We start from the raw sequence: 18,901 nt of genomic DNA on the forward strand, positions 1-18,901 counted from the left end.
GTCAGCCCTCCTGCTGCGTTTCTGCCGCGGCGGAGACGGCGGCGGGATCCACCGCGTCACCACTCGGCGTCTCGGCCTGCTGCGCGATGGTGGTCGCGGCGGCCCGGCCGGTCTCGGTGCCGCCGGCGGTCGTGCCGGACGAGCCGGACCGACCACGGCGCGGCCGCTCGGGGCGGTCGCCGCGCTCACGGCGCGGGCGCGACGGAGCCTCGGCCGGGGTCTCCCGACCCGGCACCGCGTCGCCCTTGTAGATCCAGACCTTCACGCCGATCCGGCCGAAGGTGGTACGGGCCTCGAAGAAGCCGTACTCGATGTTGGCCCGCAGCGTGTGCAGCGGGACCCGGCCCTCGCGGTAGAACTCGGTCCGGCTCATCTCGGCGCCGCCGAGACGGCCCGAGACCTGGACCCGGATGCCCTTGCAGACCGGGTTCTTCATCGCGGACTGCATGGCCTTGCGCATCGCCCGACGGAAGCTGACCCGGCTGGACAGCTGCTCGGCGACGCCCTGGGCGACGAGCTGCGCGTCCGACTCGGGGCTCTTCACCTCGATGATGTTCAGCTGGACCTGCTTGCCGGTCAGCTTCTCGAGCTCGCCACGGATCCGGTCGGCCTCCGCACCCTTGCGGCCGATGACGATGCCCGGCCGGGCGGTGTGGATGTCGACGCGGACCCGGTCCCGGGTGCGCTCGATGTCGACCTTGGAGATGCCGGCACGCTCGAGGCCCTTGGACATCATGCGGCGGATCTTGACGTCCTCGCCGATGTAGTCCTTGTAGAGCTTGTCCGCGAACCAGCGGGACTTCCAGTCGGTCGAGATGCCGAGCCGGAACCCGTGCGGGTGAACCTTCTGACCCATTACTCGGCGCCCTCCGTCTTGCTCTGCGTCTCAGCCGGCTCCGCCTGCTTCGCCGGGGCCGCCTTCTTCGCCGCGGCCTTCTTCGGCGCGGCCGGCGCCACGGCCTCGACCGCGACGGTGATGTGGCAGGTGCGCTTGCGGATCCGGTACGCCCGGCCCTGCGCCCGCGGCTGGAACCGCTTCATGGTCGGGCCCTCGTCCACGTACGCCTCGCTGACGAGCAGCGCGTCGGGGTCCAGCCGCTCGTTGTTCTCCGCGTTGGCGATCGCGCTCGCGAGCACCTTGTACACCTGCTCGCTCGCAGCCTGCGGCGCGAACTGCAGCACCGTGAGCGCCTCCTTCGCGGGCAGGCCGCGGACGAGGTTGACCACCCGGCGCGCCTTCATCGGCGAGATGCGCACGTGCCGCGCAACCGCCCGCGCGCCCGGAAGCACCGGAGCGTCGCCCTTTCCTGGCATCGCTGTAACCCCTTGTTCCTCTATCCGTATGCCCGCGGCGTCAGCGCCGACGGCTCTTCCGGTCGTCCTTCTCGTGACCCTTGAACGTGCGGGTCAGCGCGAACTCGCCGAGCTTGTGCCCGACCATCGCCTCGGTCACGAACACCGGGACGTGCTTGCGTCCGTCGTGCACGGCGATCGTGTGACCCAGCATCTCCGGGATGATCGTCGAGCGCCGCGACCAGGTCTTGATGACGTTCTTCGAGCCCTTGTCGTTCTGCGTCTCCACCTTCTTGAGCAGGTGGTCGTCGACGAACGGGCCCTTCTTCAGGCTGCGAGGCATGTCTTATCTCCCTCAGCCGCGCTTACGCGTGGCGTAGCGGCGGCGGACGATCAGCCGGTCACTCGGCTGGCCCTTACGACGGGTGCGGCCCTCGGGCTTACCCTGCGGGTTGACCGGGTGGCGACCGCCGGAGGTCTTACCCTCACCACCACCGTGCGGGTGGTCGACCGGGTTCATCGCGACACCACGGACGGTCGGGCGCTTGCCCTTCCACCGCATACGGCCGGCCTTGCCCCAGTTGATGTTCGACTGGTCGGCGTTGCCGATCTCGCCGATGCTGGCGCGGCAGCGGACGTCGACCCGCCGGATCTCACCGGACGGCATGCGCAGGGTCGCGTACGCGCCCTCGCGGCCGAGCAGCTGGATGCCGACGCCGGCCGAGCGGGCCAGCTTGGCGCCGCCGCCCGGGCGCAGCTCCACGTTGTGGATGGTGGTACCGACCGGGATGTTGCGCAGCGGCAGGTTGTTGCCCGGCTTGATGTCGGCGCCCGGACCGGACTCGACCGCGTCGCCCTGCTTCAGGTCCTTCGGCGCGAGGATGTAGCGCTTCTCGCCGTCGGCGTAGTGCAGCAGCGCGATGCGCGCGGTGCGGTTCGGGTCGTACTCGATGTGGGCGACCTTCGCCGGCACGCCGTCCTTGTCGACCCGCTTGAAGTCGATCAGACGGTACTGGCGCTTGTGACCGCCACCGTGGTGCCGCGTGGTGATCCGGCCGTGGGCGTTGCGTCCGCCCTTCTTCGGCAGCGGAGCCAGCAGCGACTTCTCGGGCGTCGACCGGGTGATCTCGGCGAAGTCGGCGACGCTCGAGCCACGCCGGCCCGGCGTCGTCGGCTTGTACTTACGGATAGCCATTGTCTACACCCCTCAGCTGACCGGGCCGCCGAAGGCCTCGATACGGTCACCGTCAGCCAGCTTCACCATCGCCCGCTTGGTGTCCTTGCGCTTGCCGAACCCGGTGCGGGTCCGCTTGCGCTTGCCCTCGCGGTTGAGCGTGTTGACCGTCAGGACGCGGACGTTGAAGATCTGCTGGATAGCGATCTTGATCTCGGTCTTGTTCGCGTCCGGGTGCACCAGGAAGGTGTACCAGTTGCGGTTCAGCTCGCTGTAGCTCTTCTCCGAGACGACCGGCGCCACGATGATGTCGCGCGGGTCGGCGATCGTGCTCACTTGCCACCCTCCTCGGTGGTCTCGGCGGGAACACCGAGGAACTCGTCCAGGGCGTCCTTCGTGAAGACCACGTCGTCGGCCACCAGCACGTCGTACGTGTTGAGCTGGCCGGCTTCGATCAGGTGCACCCGCGGCTCGTTGCGCAGCGACACCCAGTTCAGCTCGTCGGTGCTGCTCAGCACGACCAGCACCCGGCGGGCGTCGGTCAGCTTGGCCAGCGTGGCCAGGGCGGCCTTGGTCGACGGCTTCTCGCCCGAGACGAACGCCTCGACGACGTGCACCTGCCCGGCGCGGGCCCGGTCCGACAGGGCGCCACGCAGGGCGGCGGCCTTCATCTTCTTCGGGGTGCGCTGGCTGTAGTCGCGCGGCACGGGACCGTGCACCACGCCACCGCCGGCGAACTGCGGCGCGCGGATCGAGCCCTGCCGGGCACGGCCGGTGCCCTTCTGCTTGTACGGCTTCTTGCCGCCACCGGCGACCTCGCCGCGGGTCTTGGCCTTGTGCGTGCCCTGCCGGGCCGCCGCGAGCTGGGCCACCACGACCTGGTGCATCAGCGCGACGTTGGCCTGGACGTCGAAGATGTCGGCGGGCAGCTCGACGGAGCCGCTCTTGTTGCCTTCGACGGAGAGGACGTCAACGGTGGTCACTTGGCCACACCGCCCTTCTTCACCTTGGTCTTGGCCGCGGTGCGGACCAGGACCAGCGCGCCCTTGGGGCCGGGAATGGCGCCGCGGACGAGCAGGAGGTTGTTCTCGGTGTCGACCGCCTGGACGGTCAGGTTCTGGACGGTGTAGCGCACGCCACCCATCCGGCCGGCCATCCGGGTGCCCTTGAAGACACGACCCGGGGTGGCGCAGGCGCCGATGGAGCCCGGCGAGCGGTGCTTGCGCTCGACACCGTGGCTGGCGCGCAGACCGTGGAAGCCGTGACGCTTCATCGGGCCGGCGTAGCCCTTGCCCTTGGTCTTGCCGGTCACGTCGATCGAGACACCGGCCGGGAACTCCTCGACCGTGATCTCCTGGCCGAGCGAGTACTCCGCCGCGTCGGCGGTGCGCAGCTCGACGATGTGCCGGCGCGGCGCGACGTCGGCCTTCGCGTAGTGCCCGCTGATCGGCTTCTTGACCTTGCGCGGGTCGATCGTGCCGTACGCCAGCTGGACCGCGGAGTAACCGTCCTTCTCGGCGCTACGAACCTGGCTGATGACGCACGGGCCGGCCTGAACCACGGTCACCGGGACAACGCGGTTGTTGTCCCAGACCTGGGTCATGCCGAGCTTTGCGCCCAGGATCCCCTTGACTTGCCTGTCCATTTGTCCGGTCCCTACAGCTTGATCTCGATGTCGACGCCAGCCGGCAGGTCGAGGCGCATGAGCGAGTCGACCGTCTTCGGGGTCGGGTCGATGATGTCGATCAGCCGCTTGTGCGTGCGCATCTCGAAGTGCTCGCGCGAGTCCTTGTACTTGTGCGGCGAGCGGATAACGCAGAAACGGTTGATCTCCGTGGGCAGCGGCACCGGGCCTGCGACCTGCGCCCCGGTACGCGTCACCGTCTCGACGATCTTCCGAGCCGAGGAGTCGACGACCTCGTGGTCATAGGCCTTGAGCCGGATGCGGATCTTCTGTCCCGCCATGGTGGCTTCTGTTCCTTCTCTCGATGCCGCTGTGTTGCGGGCGCCTGTACCGGCTGGTACAGGCCCACTTCGCCGACCCCCGCGGTCGGGCGTGTCGCGCCCTCGGGCCAGGCTCCGCCCCGGGACTCCGGAGCGATTCTGACCGCGCGGTGGGTCAAGGCGTCGATCGCACTACCGCGACCTGAACGCCGTGCGAGGGTGGTTGGCGGACGGGCCGCCAACCACCCTACGCCCGACTGTCCTGCAGCCCGGAGGTTCGACGAAAGCCGAACACGGGCAGCGAACTGTCGTTACGCAACCTGACTAGTATGCCGCACGACCGGCGGCGGGTCTAATCGGGGTTACCTAGCTCACTTGATGATCTTGGTGACGAACCCGGCGCCGACGGTGCGGCCACCCTCGCGGATCGCGAACTTGAGGTTCTCCTCCATGGCGATGGGCTGGATCAGCTTCACCGTCATGGTGGTGTTGTCACCCGGCATGACCATCTCGGTGCCCTCGGGGAGCGTGACGACACCGGTGACGTCCGTGGTCCGGAAGTAGAACTGCGGACGGTAGTTCTGGAAGAACGGGGTGTGCCGGCCGCCCTCCTCCTTGGAGAGGATGTAGACCGTCGCCTCGAACTCCGTGTGCGGGGTCGTGGTGCCCGGCTTGATGACGACCATGCCGCGCTCGACGTCCTCGCGCTTGATGCCACGCAGCAGCAGACCGACGTTCTCGCCCGCGCGGGCCTCGTCGAGCAGCTTGCGGAACATCTCGATGCCGGTGCAGGTGGTCTTCATCGACTTCTCGCGGATGCCGACGATCTCCACCTCCTCGTTCGGCTTGAGCACGCCGCGCTCCGCGCGACCGGTGACGACGGTGCCGCGACCGGTGATCGTGAAGACGTCCTCGATCGGCATCAGGAACGGCTTCTCGGTCTCGCGCTGCGGCTGCGGGATCGCGTTGTCGACAGCCGTCATCAGGTCCAGCAGCTTGCCGGTCCACTCGGGGTCACCCTCGAGGGCCTTCAGCGCCGAGACCCGGACGACCGGCAGGTCGTCACCCGGGTACTCCTGCGACGAGAGCAGCTCGCGGACCTCGAGCTCGACGAGTTCCAGGAGCTCCTCGTCGTCGACCATGTCGCTCTTGTTGAGCGCCACGACGATGTACGGCACGCCGACCTGGCGGGCCAGCAGCACGTGCTCACGGGTCTGCGGCATCGGGCCGTCGGTCGCCGCGACCACCAGGATCGCGCCGTCCATCTGCGCGGCACCGGTGATCATGTTCTTGATGTAGTCGGCGTGACCGGGGCAGTCGACGTGTGCGTAGTGCCGCGCCTCGGTCTGGTACTCGACGTGCGAGATGGAGATCGTGATGCCGCGGGCCTTCTCCTCCGGCGCCTTGTCGATCGCGTCGAACGGCGTGTACGGGTTGAGGTCCGGGAACTGGTCGTGCAGGACCTTGGTGATGGCCGCCGTCAGCGTCGTCTTACCGTGGTCGATGTGACCAATGGTGCCGATGTTGACGTGCGGCTTAGTCCGCTCGAACTTCGCCTTCGCCACTGGTGTCCTCCTGTGGACTTCTTGGTTCGTTCGCCCCGGCGCGCCGGTCGGCGCTTAGGACTCTGTCGACAGCCTTTCCGGCCTGGCGGCCGGAGAGCTTTGGTGGGTTCTGCGGCGATGAAGCCTACAGGCCCGGTCTCACGCATCCCGACCGAGGTGGCCGCGGGCGGGGAGCACCCTCCCGCGACCGCCCCGGATCATCGGAGCACGTCAGGTGAGGTCACTCACCCGTCGCCTTGGCGATGATCTCCTTCGCGACCGAGGCCGGAACCTCGGCGTAGGAGTCGAACTGCATGCTGTAGCTAGCCCGGCCCTGGGTCTTCGACCGCAGGTCGCCGACGTAGCCGAACATCTCCGACAACGGCACCAGGGCCCGGACGACGCGGGCGCCGCTGCGCTCCTCCATCGCCTGGATGATGCCACGGCGGGAGTTGAGGTCGCCGATGACGTCACCCATGTTCTCCTCGGGAGTGGTGACCTCAACGGCCATCATCGGCTCGAGCAGCGCGGGGTCGGCCTTGCGGGCCGCCTCCTTCATCGCCATCGAGCCGGCGATCTTGAATGCCATTTCCGACGAGTCGACCTCGTGGTACTGGCCGTCCACCAGGGTGAGCTTGACGCCCACCAGGGGGAAGCCGGCGAGGATGCCGTACTGCATGGCGTCCTGCGCGCCCGCGTCCACCGACGGGATGAACTCCCGGGGGATGCGGCCACCGGTCACGGCGTTGGCGAACTCGTAGGTCGGGGCGTCGTTGCCCAGCGGCAGCGGCTCCAGGCTGATGATCACCCGGGCGTACTGGCCGGAACCACCGGTCTGCTTCTTGTGGGTGTACTCGACCTTCTCCACCTTGCGGCGGATGGTCTCGCGGTACGCCACCTGCGGCTTACCGATGTTCGCCTCGACGTTGAACTCGCGGCGCATCCGGTCGACCAGGATGTCCAGGTGCAGCTCGCCCATGCCGGAGATGACCGTCTGGCCGGTCTGGTCGTCCAGCTTGACGCGGAAGGTCGGGTCCTCCTCGGCCAGCCGCTGGATGGCGGTGCTGAGCTTCTCCTGGTCGGCCTTGGTCTTCGGCTCGATGGCGACCTCGATGACCGGCTCCGGGAAGGTCATCGACTCCAGGATGACCGGGTTCGCCGGGTCGCACAGGGTGTCACCGGTGGTGGTCTGCTTGAGACCCTGCACCGCGATGATGTCGCCGGCCTGGGCCGAGCTGCGCTCTTCCCGCTTGTTGGCGTGCATCTGGTAGATCTTGCCGATCCGCTCCTTGCGGTCCTTGGTGGAGTTGACCACCTGGGAGCCGGACTCGAGCGTGCCGGAGTAGAGCCGGACGTAGGTGAGCTTGCCGAGGTGCTTGTCCGTCTGGATCTTGAAGGCGAGGCCCGAGAACGGCTCCGACTTGGACGGCTTGCGCTGCATCGGCGTCTCGCCGTCGGTGGCCGTGCCCTCGATCGCCGGGATGTCCAGCGGCGACGGCAGGTACGCGACGACGGCGTCGAGCATCGGCTGGATGCCCTTGTTCTTGAAGGCGGTGCCGGTGAGGACCGGGTTGGCCTTGCCGCCGATGGTGGCCCGACGGATGGCGGCCTTGATCTCCTCGACGGAGATCTCCTCGCCCTCCAGGTACTTCTCCATCACCGCGTCGTCGACGTCGGCCAGGGTCTCCATCAGCTTCTCGCGCCACTCGGCGGCCGAGTCGGCGAGGTCGGCCGGGATGTCCTCGACCGTGTAGTCCTCACCCTTCTGGGTCTCGCCGCGCCAGGTGAGCGCCCGCATCTCGATAAGGTCGACCACGCCGATGAAGTCGGACTCGGCGCCGATCGGGATCTGGAGCACGAGCGGGGTGGCGTTGAGCCGGTCGATCATCATCTGCACGCAGCGGAAGAAGTCGGCGCCGGTCCGGTCGAGCTTGTTGACGAAGCACATCCGGGGGACGTTGTACTTGTCCGCCTGCCGCCAGACGTTCTCCGTCTGGGGCTCCACGCCGGCGACACCGTCGTAGACCGCGACCGCACCGTCCAGCACCCGCAGCGACCGCTCGACCTCGACCGTGAAGTCGACGTGGCCGGGCGTGTCGATGATCTGGATCGTGTGGCCCTTCCACTCGCACTTGGTGGCGGCGGAGGTGATGGTGATACCGCGCTCCTGCTCCTGTTCCATCCAGTCCATCACGGCGCCACCCTCGTGGGTTTCGCCGATCTTGTACGTGATACCGGTGTAGAACAGGATCCGCTCGGTGGTGGTGGTCTTACCAGCATCGATGTGGGCCATGATGCCGATGTTGCGTACGTTGGCGAGCGCGTCTGCGGCGGCCACTTCAATCCCTACTTATCGTCGTCTCGACACAACTGGTGGCGGTTCCGGCGTCACGCGGACGCCGGAACCAGGGTGTTACCAGCGGTAGTGCGCGAAGGCCTTGTTGGACTCAGCCATCTTGTGCGTGTCCTCGCGCCGCTTGACGGCGGCACCGAGGCCGTTGCTCGCGTCCAGCAGCTCGTTCATCAGCCGCTCGACCATGGTCTTCTCGCGACGGGCGCGGGAGTAGGTGACCAGCCAGCGCAGGCCCAGGGTGGTCGCCCGGGCCGGGCGGACCTCGACCGGGACCTGGTAGGTGGCGCCACCGACCCGGCGGCTGCGCACCTCGAGGGTCGGCTTGACGTTGTCCATCGCCCGCTTGAGGGTGACGACCGGGTCGGTGCCGGACTTCTCGCGGCAGCCCTCGAGGGCCGCGTAGACGATGCGCTCGGCGAGCTGGCGCTTGCCGCGCAGCAGGATCTTGTTCACCAGCTGGGTGACCAGCGGCGAGTTGTACACCGGGTCAGCGACCAGCGGCTTCCGCGGAGCGGGTCCCTTACGCGGCATCTCAGCTCTTCTCCTTCTTCGCGCCGTAACGGCTGCGAGCCTGCTTGCGGTTGCGGACACCCTGGGTGTCCAGCGAGCCGCGAACGATCTTGTACCGCACGCCCGGGAGGTCCTTCACACGGCCGCCGCGGACGAGCACGATCGAGTGCTCCTGCAGGTTGTGGCCGACGCCCGGGATGTAGGCGGTCACCTCGATCTGGCTGCTGAGCTTGACACGAGCGACCTTGCGGAGCGCCGAGTTCGGCTTCTTCGGGGTGGTGGTGTACACGCGGGTGCACACACCGCGACGCTGGGGAGACCCCTTGAGCGCCGGGGTCTTGGTCTTGGTCGTCTTGGCCTGACGGCCCTTTCGGACCAGCTGCTGAATGGTGGGCACCGGGCTTCTCCGCTCCCTTCGGCCGCTGTGTGGCGGCCGCGCCTTCTGCCGTAGCCGACCTGATGACCGGCTCTCCTACATTCCGACCAGGGCCACCTCGCGGAGGTCCCGGCACCCGCGGTCGGGCGTGTCGCCCAGCTCACGGTCCCGGCGTCGGCGCTCGCGCGTGTCGACCGGGGTCTTTCACCGGCACACGGCAGGCCGCGCGTCGGATCTTTGGCTTTGTCGTGCTCCCACGCGATCTCCGGATCGCCGGATCCAGCGCACGCACGAGTCGCCCGGGCTTGCCCGGGCACAAGGGGAAAGAGTACCTACCACAACCGCACAGGTCAAAACGGAGTGGCCGGCGTAGCGTCTCACCCGCCCGCCGATCGAACCCGTCGCGCCTGCCCGCCCGTGATGGGCACCTACGGTCACAAGTGTACCGGCTTCCCCAGGAACCGACCCGTCGACCCCGGGGCGGCCCCGCTCACGCCCGGCCGTCGCGGTTCCGTGTCACGCCAGCGCCACCAGCAACGCCAGCCCCAGCCCGAGCAGGCTGAGCAGCAGGCCCGCCCCGCCGCAGCTCACGCCGGCCACCGCCAGCCCCCGCCCGGTGAACCGGACGGCCGGCGGCGGCGCCGCACGGCGGATCTGCCGCAGCCCGATCAGGCCGGCGACGACCGCGCCCGCCCCCGCCAGCACGCCCAGCACGGTGAAGGCCCCGGCTGCCCAGGCGCCACCCATGCCGGCGACCGCGCCGAGGCAGACCACCAGCAGCGCGACGAGGATCGAGACGATCCCGGCCACCAGCGAACCGACGGCGAGGCCGGAGGTGACCGGGGGCACGTCCAGGTGCACCACGCCGAACGGCGTGCCGGCGACCGCCTCGACCCGCTTCGGCGGCCGGCCCGGCTCCCGCGGCGGCGGAGGCGTCCGGGCCGGGAAGGCGGAGCCGCCACCCCAGCCGGGGCCCGTGCCGGGACCCGAGCCCTGAGGCGTGCCGGGACCCGGGGCCGGAGGCGTGCCCCAGCCGCCGGCCGCGGGCGGTGGCGTGTATCCCGTCGGGGCGGGCGGGGCAGCCGCGTCGGGCCGCGCCCACTGCCCCGCGTCGGACGGGGCGGCGTCCGGGTGCGTGGCGGGGGGCGCCGCGGGGTCGCTGCCCGGGAAGCGCGCCGGTTCCGTCACGGGTCCTCCTGTCGACGTCTCGGCGTCCACCGCCCGCGCGACGGACACCGGGCCAGGCTACCGCCGACGGGCGGACCGCCCACTCCCGGCGGGACCCGTTCCCCCGGGCGGTCAGTCCACGTTCGGCGCGAAATCCTGCCCGTAGGGCGCGTCGGCGAGACGGACCACCCCGACCACCACCGCGGCCACCACGGTGACCGCGACCAGGATCAGGCCCGTCCAGGCCAGCCGCTCCCCCTGGCGCAGCCAGGCCGCGCCGGTCAGGAAGCCCCCCGACGCGTACGCCTCGCGACGCGCCTGCCGGGCGAGCTGGAGCGCCACCGTGGCGGGCACCACGCCGCCGACGAACAGGCCGGTCAGCGCGCCGATCAGGCCCAGCGCGAAGACCGCCTTCGCCTTGGTGGCCCGGGCCGGGTCCGGATCGAGCGGGTGGCGCGGCGGCACCGGCGGGGCGACGGGCGCCTGCCCGGGTGCGGTCGTCATGCCCTCCATCATGCCCCGGCCCCGCCGGATCGGGCCGGCCGATCCCCGGGACGCGACGAGGCCCCCGGCGGCTGCCGGGGGCCTCGTCGTCCGTGCTGTTTAGCGGTACGACCCGAAGTCGAAGTCGTCCAGCGGAACCGCCTGGCCGCTGGCCGGCCCGAAGCCGTAGTCGGTCTCGGGGTAGCCGGTCATCGAGTAGACCTTGGCCTTCGCCTCCTCGGTCGGCTCGACCCGGACGTTGCGGTACTTGCTGATGCCCGTACCGGCCGGGATGAGCTTACCGATGATCACGTTCTCCTTGAGGCCGACGAGCGAGTCGCTGCGCGAGTTGATCGCCGCGTCGGTCAGCACCCGGGTGGTCTCCTGGAAGGAGGCCGCCGAGAGCCAGGAGTCGGTGGCCAGCGAGGCCTTGGTGATACCCATCAGCACCGGGCGACCGGCGGCGGGCTCGCCGCCCTCGGAGACGAGTCGGCGGTTCTCCGACTCGAACAGCGCCCGGTCGACCAGCACGCCCGGCAGGAACTCGGTCGAGCCGGAGTCGATGACCGTCACCCGCTTGAGCATCTGGCGGATGATGATCTCGATGTGCTTGTCGTGGATGAGCACACCCTGCGAGCGGTAGACCTCCTGGACCTCCTGGGTCAGGTGGACCTGGACCGCGCGCGGGCCGAGGATGCGCAGCAGCTCGTGCGGGTCGATGGTGCCCTCGGTGAGCTTCTCGCCGACCTCGACGTGGTCGCCGTCGTGGGTCCGCAGCCGGACCCGCTTGGAGATCTTGTCGTAGACGATCTCGTCGCTGCCGTCGTCCGGCACCACGATGATCTTCCGCGACCGCTCGCCGTCCTCGATCCGGATCCGACCCGGGGTGTCGGCGATGGGCGCCTTGCCCTTCGGGACCCGGGCCTCGAAGATCTCCTGGACACGGGGCAGACCCTGGGTGATGTCCTCACCCGCGACACCACCGGTGTGGAAGGTACGCATCGTCAGCTGCGTACCCGGCTCACCGATCGACTGGGCGGCGATGATGCCGACCGCCTCGCCGACGTCCACGGTCTTGCCGGTCGGCAGCGAGCGGCCGTAGCACGCACCGCAGACGCCCAGCTTCGACTCGCAGGTGAGCACGCTGCGCACCCGGACCGTCTCCACCCCGGCGGCGACGATCTTGTCGACCAGGATCGAGTTGATGTCCTGGCCCCGCTCGGCGACGACGGTGCCGTCCGGCCCCTTGATGTCGTCGGCCAGCGTCCGGGCGTGCACGCTGGTCTCGGCGTGCTCGTGCACGACCAGCTTGCCGTCGATCCGCTCGCCGATCTGCATCGGGATGGCGCGGTCGGTGCCGCAGTCCTCCTCGCGGATGATCACGTCCTGCGAGACGTCCACCAGACGACGGGTCAGGTAACCCGAGTCGGCGGTACGCAGGGCGGTGTCCGCGAGACCCTTCCGGGCACCGTGCGTGGAGATGAAGTACTCCAGCACGGAGAGACCCTCCCGGTAGCTGGCCTTGATGGGCCGCGGGATGATCTCACCCTTCGGGTTGGCCACCAGACCACGGATCGCCGCGATCTGCCGGAGCTGGAGGAGGTTACCGCGGGCACCCGAGTTGATCATCTTCCACAGCGGGTTCTCCTGCGGCAGCGCGGTGTCCATCTCCTTGGCGACTTCGTTGGTCGCCTTGGTCCAGATCTCGATGAGCTCGCCGCGGCGCTCCTCGGCGGTCATCAGACCACGCTGGTACTGCTTGTCGATCCGGTCGGCTTCCTTCTCGTACCGCTCCAGGATCTCCCGCTTGCGCGGCGGAGCGATGACGTCCTCCATGCCGATCGTCACGCCAGACCAGGTGGCCCAGTGGAAACCGGCCTCCTTGAGCCCGTCCAGGGTGGCGGCCAGCGCCACCTTGGGAAAGCGCTCGGCGAGGTCGTTGACGATCGCGGAGAGCTGACCCTTGCGGATCTCGTAGTTCACGAAGCGGTAGCCCTGCGGCAGCGTCTCGTTGAACAGCACCCGGCCGAGGGTGGTCTCCACGGTCAGCGGGTCGCCCTCGACCCAGCCCTCCGGGGCGGTCCACGGCTCGGCGCCGGCGCCGTTGTCGACCCCGACCACGCCGCGCAGCCGGATCTTCACCGGAGCCTGCAGGTGCAGCTCGCCGTTGTCGAAGGCCATCCGGGCCTCGGCGTCCGAGCTGAACGCCCGGCCCTCGCCCCGCTCACCGGCGGTGAGGTGGGTGAGGTGGTAGAGGCCGATGACCATGTCCTGGGTGGGCATGGTGACCGGCTTGCCGTCGGCCGGCTTGAGGATGTTGTTCGACGACAGCATCAGGATCCGCGCCTCGGCCTGGGCCTCGGCGGACAGCGGCACGTGCACCGCCATCTGGTCACCGTCGAAGTCGGCGTTGAACGCGGTGCAGACCAGCGGGTGGATCTGGATGGCCTTGCCCTCGACCAGCTGCGGCTCGAAGGCCTGGATGCCCAGCCGGTGCAGGGTCGGCGCCCGGTTCAGCAGGACGGGGTGCTCGCCGATGACCTCTTCCAGCACGTCCCACACGACCGGCCGCTGCCGCTCGACCATCCGCTTGGCGGACTTGATGTTCTGCGCGTGGTTGAGGTCCACCAGCCGCTTCATCACGAACGGCTTGAACAGCTCCAGCGCCATCTGCTTGGGCAGGCCGCACTGGTGCAGCTTGAGCTTCGGGCCGACCACGATGACCGAACGGCCGGAGTAGTCGACGCGCTTGCCCAGCAGGTTCTGGCGGAACCGGCCCTGCTTGCCCTTGAGCATGTCGGACAGCGACTTGAGCGGGCGGTTGCCCGGGCCGGTGACCGGCCGGCCGCGACGGCCGTTGTCGAACAGCGCGTCGACGGCCTCCTGGAGCATCCGCTTCTCGTTGTTGACGATGATCTCGGGCGCGCCGAGGTCGATCAGCCGCTTGAGGCGGTTGTTCCGGTTGATCACGCGGCGGTACAGGTCGTTCAGGTCGGAGGTCGCGAAGCGGCCACCGTCGAGCTGCACCATCGGGCGCAGGTCCGGCGGGATGACCGGAACGCAGTCCAGCACCATGCCGAGCGGCGAGTTGCGGGTGTTCAGGAACGCCGCGACGACCTTGAGCCGCTTGAGCGCCCGGATCTTCCGCTGGCCCTTGCCGGAGCGGATGGTCTCGCGCAGGCTCTCGGCCTCGGCGTCGAGGTCCATGTTCTGGACCAGCGCCTTGATGGCCTCGGCGCCCATGCCGCCGGTGAAGTACTCGCCGAACCGGTCCCGCAGCTCGCGGTAGAGCAGCTCGTCGGTGACCAGCTGCTTCGGCTCCAGCTTGCGGAAGGTGTCGAGCACCTCGTCCAGTCGGTCGATCTCGCGCTGGGCCCGGTCGCGGATCTGGCGCATCTCGCGCTCTCCGCCCTCCTTGACCTTGCGCCGGACGTCCGCCTTGGCACCCTCGGCCTCCAGCTCGGCCAGGTCGGCCTCGAGCTTGGCGGCCCGCTTCTCGATCTCCGAGTCGCGGCTGTTCTCGGCCTGCCGCTTCTCGGCCAGGATCTCGTTCTCGATCGTCGAGAGGTCGCGGTGACGCGCCTCGGCGTCCACGCTCGTCACGACGTACGAGGCGAAGTAGATGATCTTCTCGAGGTCCTTGGGGGCGAGGTCCAGCAGGTAGCCCAGCCGGCTCGGCACGCCCTTGAAGTACCAGATGTGGGTCACCGGAGCGGCGAGCTCGATGTGGCCCATGCGCTCACGGCGGACCTTCGACCGGGTCACCTCGACGCCGCAGCGCTCGCAGATGATGCCCTTGAAGCGGACCCGCTTGTACTTACCGCAGTAGCACTCCCAGTCCCGCTGCGGACCGAAGATCTTCTCGCAGAAGAGCCCGTCCTTTTCCGGCTTCAGGGTGCGGTAGTTGATCGTTTCAGGCTTCTTGACCTCGCCGTGTGACCACTGACGGATGTCGTCGGCGGTGGCGAGGCCAATGCGCAGCTCGTCGAAGAAGTTGACGTCGAGCACTATGTCCCCTATGTCGTCGTCTGTACTGCTAGCTAGTGGGTGGGGTCGGGAGCCGGCGAGCCGGCCCCCGACCGCTCACCTCAGACCTCTTCGACCGAGCTCGGCTCGCGCCGGGACAGGTCGATGCCCAGCTCCTCCGCGGCCCGGAACACCTCGTCGTCGGTCTCGCGCATCTCGAGGGCCACACCGTCGCTGGAGAGCACCTCGACGTTGAGGCACAGCGACTGCAGCTCCTTGAGCAGCACCTTGAACGACTCGGGGATGCCCGGCTCGGGGATGTTCTCGCCCTTGACGATCGCCTCGTAGACCTTGACCCGGCCGAGGACGTCGTCGGACTTGATCGTCAGCAGCTCCTGCAGGGCGTACGCGGCGCCGTACGCCTGCATCGCCCAGCACTCCATCTCACCGAAGCGCTGGCCACCGAACTGCGCCTTACCACCCAGCGGCTGCTGCGTGATCATCGAGTACGGGCCGGTCGACCGGGCGTGGATCTTGTCGTCGACCAGGTGGTTGAGCTTCAGGATGTAGATGTAGCCGACCGCGATCGGGTCCGGCAGCGGCTCGCCGGAGCGGCCGTCGAACAGCCGTGCCTTGCCGCTGGAGCCGATCAGCTGCTTGCCGTCCCGGTTGGGCAGGGTCGACGCGAGCAGACCGGAGATCTCCTCCTCGCGGGCGCCGTCGAAGACCGGGGTGGCCACGTTCGTGTCCGCCTCGGACTCGTGGGCCTCGATCGAGCGGAGCTGGCGCTTCCACTCGGCGTCGTCGCCCTCGACCTTCCAACCGGTCTTGGCCACCCAGCCGAGGTGGGTCTCCAGCACCTGGCCGATGTTCATCCGGCTCGGCACACCCAGCGGGTTGAGCACGATGTCGACCGGCGTGCCGTCCTCCAGGAACGGCATGTCCTCGATCGGCAGGATCTTGGAGATGACGCCCTTGTTGCCGTGGCGGCCGGCGAGCTTGTCACCGTCCTGGATCTTCCGCTTCTGGGCGACGTAGACCCGGACCAGCTCGTTGACGCCCGGCGGCAGCTCGTCGCCGTCCTCGCGGGAGAAGGTCCGCACGCCGATGACCGTGCCGGTCTCGCCGTGCGGCACCTTCAGCGAGGTGTCGCGGACCTCGCGCGCCTTCTCACCGAAGATCGCGCGGAGCAGCCGCTCCTCCGGGGTCAGCTCGGTCTCACCCTTGGGCGTGACCTTGCCGACCAGGATGTCGCCGGGGACGACCTCGGCGCCGATCCGGATGATGCCGCGCTCGTCGAGGTCGGCGAGCATCTCCTCGCTGACGTTCGGGATGTCGCGGGTGATCTCCTCCGGGCCCAGCTTGGTGTCCCGGGCGTCGACCTCGTGCTCCTCGATGTGGATCGAGGTGAGCACGTCCTGCTGCACGAGGCGCTGCGACAGGATGATCGCGTCCTCGTAGTTGTGCCCCTCCCAGGTCATGAACGCCACGAGCAGGTTGCGCCCGAGCGCCATCTCGCCCTCGTCGGTGCACGGACCGTCGGCGATGACCTGGCCGGCCTCGACGCGGTCGCCCTCGAAGACCACCGGCTTCTGGTTGACGCAGGAGCCGGCGTTGGAGCGGCGGAACTTGTGCAGCAGGTACGTGCGGCGGTGGCCGTCGTCCTGGTGGATGGTGATGTAGTCGGCGCAGAGGTCCTCGATGACGCCACCGACCTCGGCGACCACCACGTCACCGGCGTCGACCGCGGCACGGTATTCCATGCCGGTGCCGACCAGCGGCGACTCGGCCTTGACCAGCGGCACCGCTTGGCGCTGCATGTTCGCGCCCATGAGCGCCCGGTTGGCGTCGTCGTGCTCGAGGAACGGGATCATCGCGGTCGCGACCGAGGTCATCTGCCGCGGCGACACGTCCATGTAGTCCACGGCCGCCGGCGGGACGTCCTCGGTCTCGCCGCCCTTACGGCGGACCAGGACGCGGTCCTCGGCGAACGCCCCGTCGGCCGTCAGCGGCGCGTTGGCCTGCGCCTTGACGAACCGGTCCTCCTCGTCCGCGGTCAGGTAGTCGATCTGGTCGGTGACCCGACCGTCGACGACCTTCCGGTACGGCGTCTCGATGAAGCCGAACGGGTTGACCCGGGCGAAGGTGGACAGCGCGCCGATGAGGCCGATGTTCGGGCCTTCCGGCGTCTCGATCGGGCACATCCGGCCGTAGTGGGACGGGTGCACGTCGCGGACCTCGAAGCCGGCCCGCTCCCGGGACAGACCACCCGGGCCGAGCGCGCTCAGCCGGCGCCGGTGGGTCAGGCCCGCCAGCGGGTTCGTCTGGTCCATGAACTGGGACAGCTGCGAGGTGCCGAAGAACTCCTTGATCGCCGCCACGACCGGACGGATGTTGATCAGGGTCTGCGGCGTGATCGCCTCGACGTCCTGGGTGGTCATCCGCTCGCGGACGACCCGCTCCATCCGGGACAGCCCGACCCGGACCTGGTTCTGGATCAGCTCGCCCACCGTACGCAGGCGTCGGTTGCCGAAGTGGTCGATGTCGTCGGCCTCGTAGCCCTCCTCACCGGCGTGCAGCCGGCAGAGGTACTCCACGGTGGCGACGATGTCGTCCTCGGTCAGCGTGCCGGTGGTGATCGGCACGTCCAGCTCGAGCTTCTTGTTGAACTTGTAACGACCGACCTTGGCGACGTCGTACCGCTTCGGGTTGAAGAAGAGGTTGTCGAGCAGGGTCTGGGCGTTCTCGCGGGTCGGCGGCTCGCCAGGGCGGAGCTTCCGGTAGATGTCGAGGAGCGCCTCGTCCTGGCCGGCGATGTGGTCCTTCTCGAGCGTGGTCATCATCAGCTCGGACCAGCCGAACCGCTCGCGGATCCGCTCGGCCGACCAACCGATGGCCTTGAGCAGAACCGTGACGGCCTGCCGGCGCTTGCGGTCGATGCGAACGCCGACCGTCTCGCGCTTGTCGATGTCGAACTCCAGCCAGGCACCCCGGCTGGGGATGACCTTGACGCTGGAGAGGTCGCGGTCGGAGGTCTTGTCCGGCTGCTTGTCGAAGTAGACGCCCGGGGACCGGACGAGCTGGCTGACCACGACGCGCTCGGTGCCGTTGATGATGAAGGTGCCCTTCGGCGTCATCATCGGGAAGTCACCCATGAACACCGTCTGGCTCTTGATCTCGCCGGTGGTGTTGTTGGTGAACTCCGCGGTCACGAACAGCGGGGCGCAGTAGGTCAAGTCCTTCTCCTTGCACTCCTCGATCGAGGCCTTGACCTCGTCGAAGCGCGGAGCCGAGAAGGAGAGCGACATGGTGCCGGAGAAGTCCTCAATGGGACTGATCTCGTCGAGGATCTCCGCGAGACCCGAGCGTGCGTGCGGGTCGTCCGCCGACCGGCCCTGCCAAGCCTCGTTGCCGACGAGCCAGTCGAAGGACTCGTTCTGGATGGCGAGGAGGTTGGGGACCTCGAGGTGTTCGGTGATCCTGCCGAATGAGACTCGGCGGGGAGCGAATGCGCTCGACGTACGACTGGTCTTCGCAGGGCGGGAAGCTGCCAAGATGCGTCCTTCCGAGGACCGGTGCTGCAGAACGGCTGGTACGCGTGCACTCCAATGACCCCGCCAGAATTATCCGTAAACGGACATTTCCGAGCAGGGGTCAAGTCGGAAGGCAGCGCAAACTAGCAGTGTAGCCGAGAGGCTAACCGCTGTCCAGCCCACCCCGCAGGTCGTCGCGGAACGTGCCTCGGGACCCCTGGAACCGGGTCTCACCGGGCCGCTCGGAACGCGACGTTCCTGCCGGGCCGCTCGGGTGTCGCGGCCGATGGTGCTGCCGCTGCCATTACCCAAGTGGTGGCCGTTGCAAGCGCGGAAGGTCTTGCTGGTGTCAGCGTGCCTGTCAGCCCGGGGCCGCGTCAAGGGCCGGCATCCGGGTCGCCCCGTCTTTCCCACCCACGGGCTACCGCCACACACCGCGTACGCAGCGACGCCAGGCGTGGACGCCCTGCTCACCGCGCTGCGACCCGGCCACCAAGACGGCGGGCGGCGATCCACTGTCGGATCACCGCCCGCCGTGACGCGGTGTGCCCCGGCTCA

At 68.9% G+C, this 18,901-nt stretch carries 16 protein-coding genes; all 16 read right to left on the reverse strand.

What is annotated here, in order from left to right; translation table 11 throughout:
* Position 1: 1 nt before the first annotated feature.
* Positions 2–856, reverse strand: coding sequence for a 30S ribosomal protein S3 (rpsC, locus tag ACZ6O2_RS27980; RefSeq protein ID WP_350711535.1), 855 nt, complete (start codon positions 854–856; stop codon positions 2–4).
* Positions 856–1,314, reverse strand: coding sequence for a 50S ribosomal protein L22 (gene rplV / locus ACZ6O2_RS27985; RefSeq protein ID WP_091102565.1), 459 nt, complete (start codon positions 1,312–1,314; stop codon positions 856–858). Before rplV ends, rpsC begins: the two co-directional genes overlap by 1 nt.
* A gap of 40 nt (positions 1,315–1,354) precedes the next feature.
* The gene (gene rpsS / locus ACZ6O2_RS27990) at positions 1,355–1,636 is read right to left on the reverse strand and encodes a 30S ribosomal protein S19 (protein WP_007073032.1); all 282 of its coding nucleotides are present in this window, start codon (positions 1,634–1,636) and stop codon (positions 1,355–1,357) included.
* A gap of 12 nt (positions 1,637–1,648) precedes the next feature.
* On the reverse strand, positions 1,649–2,488 hold the full coding sequence (gene rplB / locus ACZ6O2_RS27995) for a 50S ribosomal protein L2 (protein ID WP_091570064.1): 840 nt from the start codon (positions 2,486–2,488) through the stop codon (positions 1,649–1,651).
* A 12-nt stretch (positions 2,489–2,500) separates the two neighbouring features.
* Positions 2,501–2,803, reverse strand: a complete 303-nt coding sequence (gene rplW / locus ACZ6O2_RS28000; protein WP_076466668.1) for a 50S ribosomal protein L23 — start codon at positions 2,801–2,803, stop codon at positions 2,501–2,503.
* Positions 2,800–3,450: a 50S ribosomal protein L4 gene (rplD, locus tag ACZ6O2_RS28005; protein WP_350681998.1), complete on the reverse strand. Its 651-nt coding sequence runs from the start codon at positions 3,448–3,450 to the stop codon at positions 2,800–2,802. The genes rplW and rplD overlap by 4 nt, the downstream gene beginning before the upstream one ends.
* Positions 3,447–4,112, reverse strand: coding sequence for a 50S ribosomal protein L3 (gene rplC / locus ACZ6O2_RS28010; protein WP_350711538.1), 666 nt, complete (start codon positions 4,110–4,112; stop codon positions 3,447–3,449). Before rplC ends, rplD begins: the two co-directional genes overlap by 4 nt.
* Positions 4,113–4,123: 11 nt before the next feature.
* A complete protein-coding gene (gene rpsJ / locus ACZ6O2_RS28015) occupies positions 4,124–4,432 on the reverse strand; it encodes a 30S ribosomal protein S10 (RefSeq protein WP_007073037.1) in 309 nt (102 codons plus the stop codon).
* Positions 4,433–4,782: 350 nt separating this feature from the next.
* Complete coding sequence (tuf, locus tag ACZ6O2_RS28020) at positions 4,783–5,976, reverse strand: elongation factor Tu (protein ID WP_350711540.1); 1,194 nt, start codon at positions 5,974–5,976, stop codon at positions 4,783–4,785.
* A 220-nt stretch (positions 5,977–6,196) separates the two neighbouring features.
* Positions 6,197–8,293: an elongation factor G gene (gene fusA / locus ACZ6O2_RS28025; protein ID WP_350711542.1), complete on the reverse strand. Its 2,097-nt coding sequence runs from the start codon at positions 8,291–8,293 to the stop codon at positions 6,197–6,199.
* Positions 8,294–8,368: 75 nt separating this feature from the next.
* Positions 8,369–8,839, reverse strand: coding sequence for a 30S ribosomal protein S7 (rpsG, locus tag ACZ6O2_RS28030; RefSeq protein WP_013735957.1), 471 nt, complete (start codon positions 8,837–8,839; stop codon positions 8,369–8,371).
* Position 8,840: 1 nt separating this feature from the next.
* Positions 8,841–9,215 (reverse strand): 30S ribosomal protein S12, encoded by a 375-nt coding sequence (rpsL, locus tag ACZ6O2_RS28035; protein ID WP_007465318.1) that lies wholly within the window; start codon positions 9,213–9,215, stop codon positions 8,841–8,843.
* Positions 9,216–9,710: 495 nt separating this feature from the next.
* On the reverse strand, positions 9,711–10,058 hold the full coding sequence (locus ACZ6O2_RS28040; RefSeq protein WP_350711544.1) for a hypothetical protein: 348 nt from the start codon (positions 10,056–10,058) through the stop codon (positions 9,711–9,713).
* A 435-nt stretch (positions 10,059–10,493) separates the two neighbouring features.
* Positions 10,494–10,865, reverse strand: a complete 372-nt coding sequence (locus ACZ6O2_RS28045; RefSeq protein ID WP_350711545.1) for a hypothetical protein — start codon at positions 10,863–10,865, stop codon at positions 10,494–10,496.
* Positions 10,866–10,964: 99 nt separating this feature from the next.
* Positions 10,965–14,852: a DNA-directed RNA polymerase subunit beta' gene (locus tag ACZ6O2_RS28050; RefSeq protein WP_350682017.1), complete on the reverse strand. Its 3,888-nt coding sequence runs from the start codon at positions 14,850–14,852 to the stop codon at positions 10,965–10,967.
* An 80-nt stretch (positions 14,853–14,932) separates the two neighbouring features.
* Positions 14,933–18,364 (reverse strand): DNA-directed RNA polymerase subunit beta, encoded by a 3,432-nt coding sequence (rpoB, locus tag ACZ6O2_RS28055; RefSeq protein WP_350711547.1) that lies wholly within the window; start codon positions 18,362–18,364, stop codon positions 14,933–14,935.
* Positions 18,365–18,901 lie beyond the last annotated feature (537 nt).

This window comes from Micromonospora sp. NPDC048040, from assembly GCF_055587185.1.

Bases quoted from the DNA above. Each gene is read 5' to 3' on its own strand.
- rpsJ (WP_007073037.1), bottom strand. From the start codon at position 4,432: ATGGCGGGACAGAAGATCCGCATCCGGCTCAAGGCCTATGACCACGAG.
- rplC (WP_350711538.1), bottom strand. From the start codon at position 4,112: ATGGACAGGCAAGTCAAGGGGATCCTGGGCGCAAAGCTCGGCATGACC.
- rplV (WP_091102565.1), bottom strand. From the start codon at position 1,314: ATGCCAGGAAAGGGCGACGCTCCGGTGCTTCCGGGCGCGCGGGCGGTT.
- rpsS (WP_007073032.1), bottom strand. From the start codon at position 1,636: ATGCCTCGCAGCCTGAAGAAGGGCCCGTTCGTCGACGACCACCTGCTC.
- ACZ6O2_RS28045 (WP_350711545.1), bottom strand. From the start codon at position 10,865: ATGACGACCGCACCCGGGCAGGCGCCCGTCGCCCCGCCGGTGCCGCCG.
- rpsC (WP_350711535.1), bottom strand. From the start codon at position 856: ATGGGTCAGAAGGTTCACCCGCACGGGTTCCGGCTCGGCATCTCGACC.
- rplB (WP_091570064.1), bottom strand. From the start codon at position 2,488: ATGGCTATCCGTAAGTACAAGCCGACGACGCCGGGCCGGCGTGGCTCG.
- rpsG (WP_013735957.1), bottom strand. From the start codon at position 8,839: ATGCCGCGTAAGGGACCCGCTCCGCGGAAGCCGCTGGTCGCTGACCCG.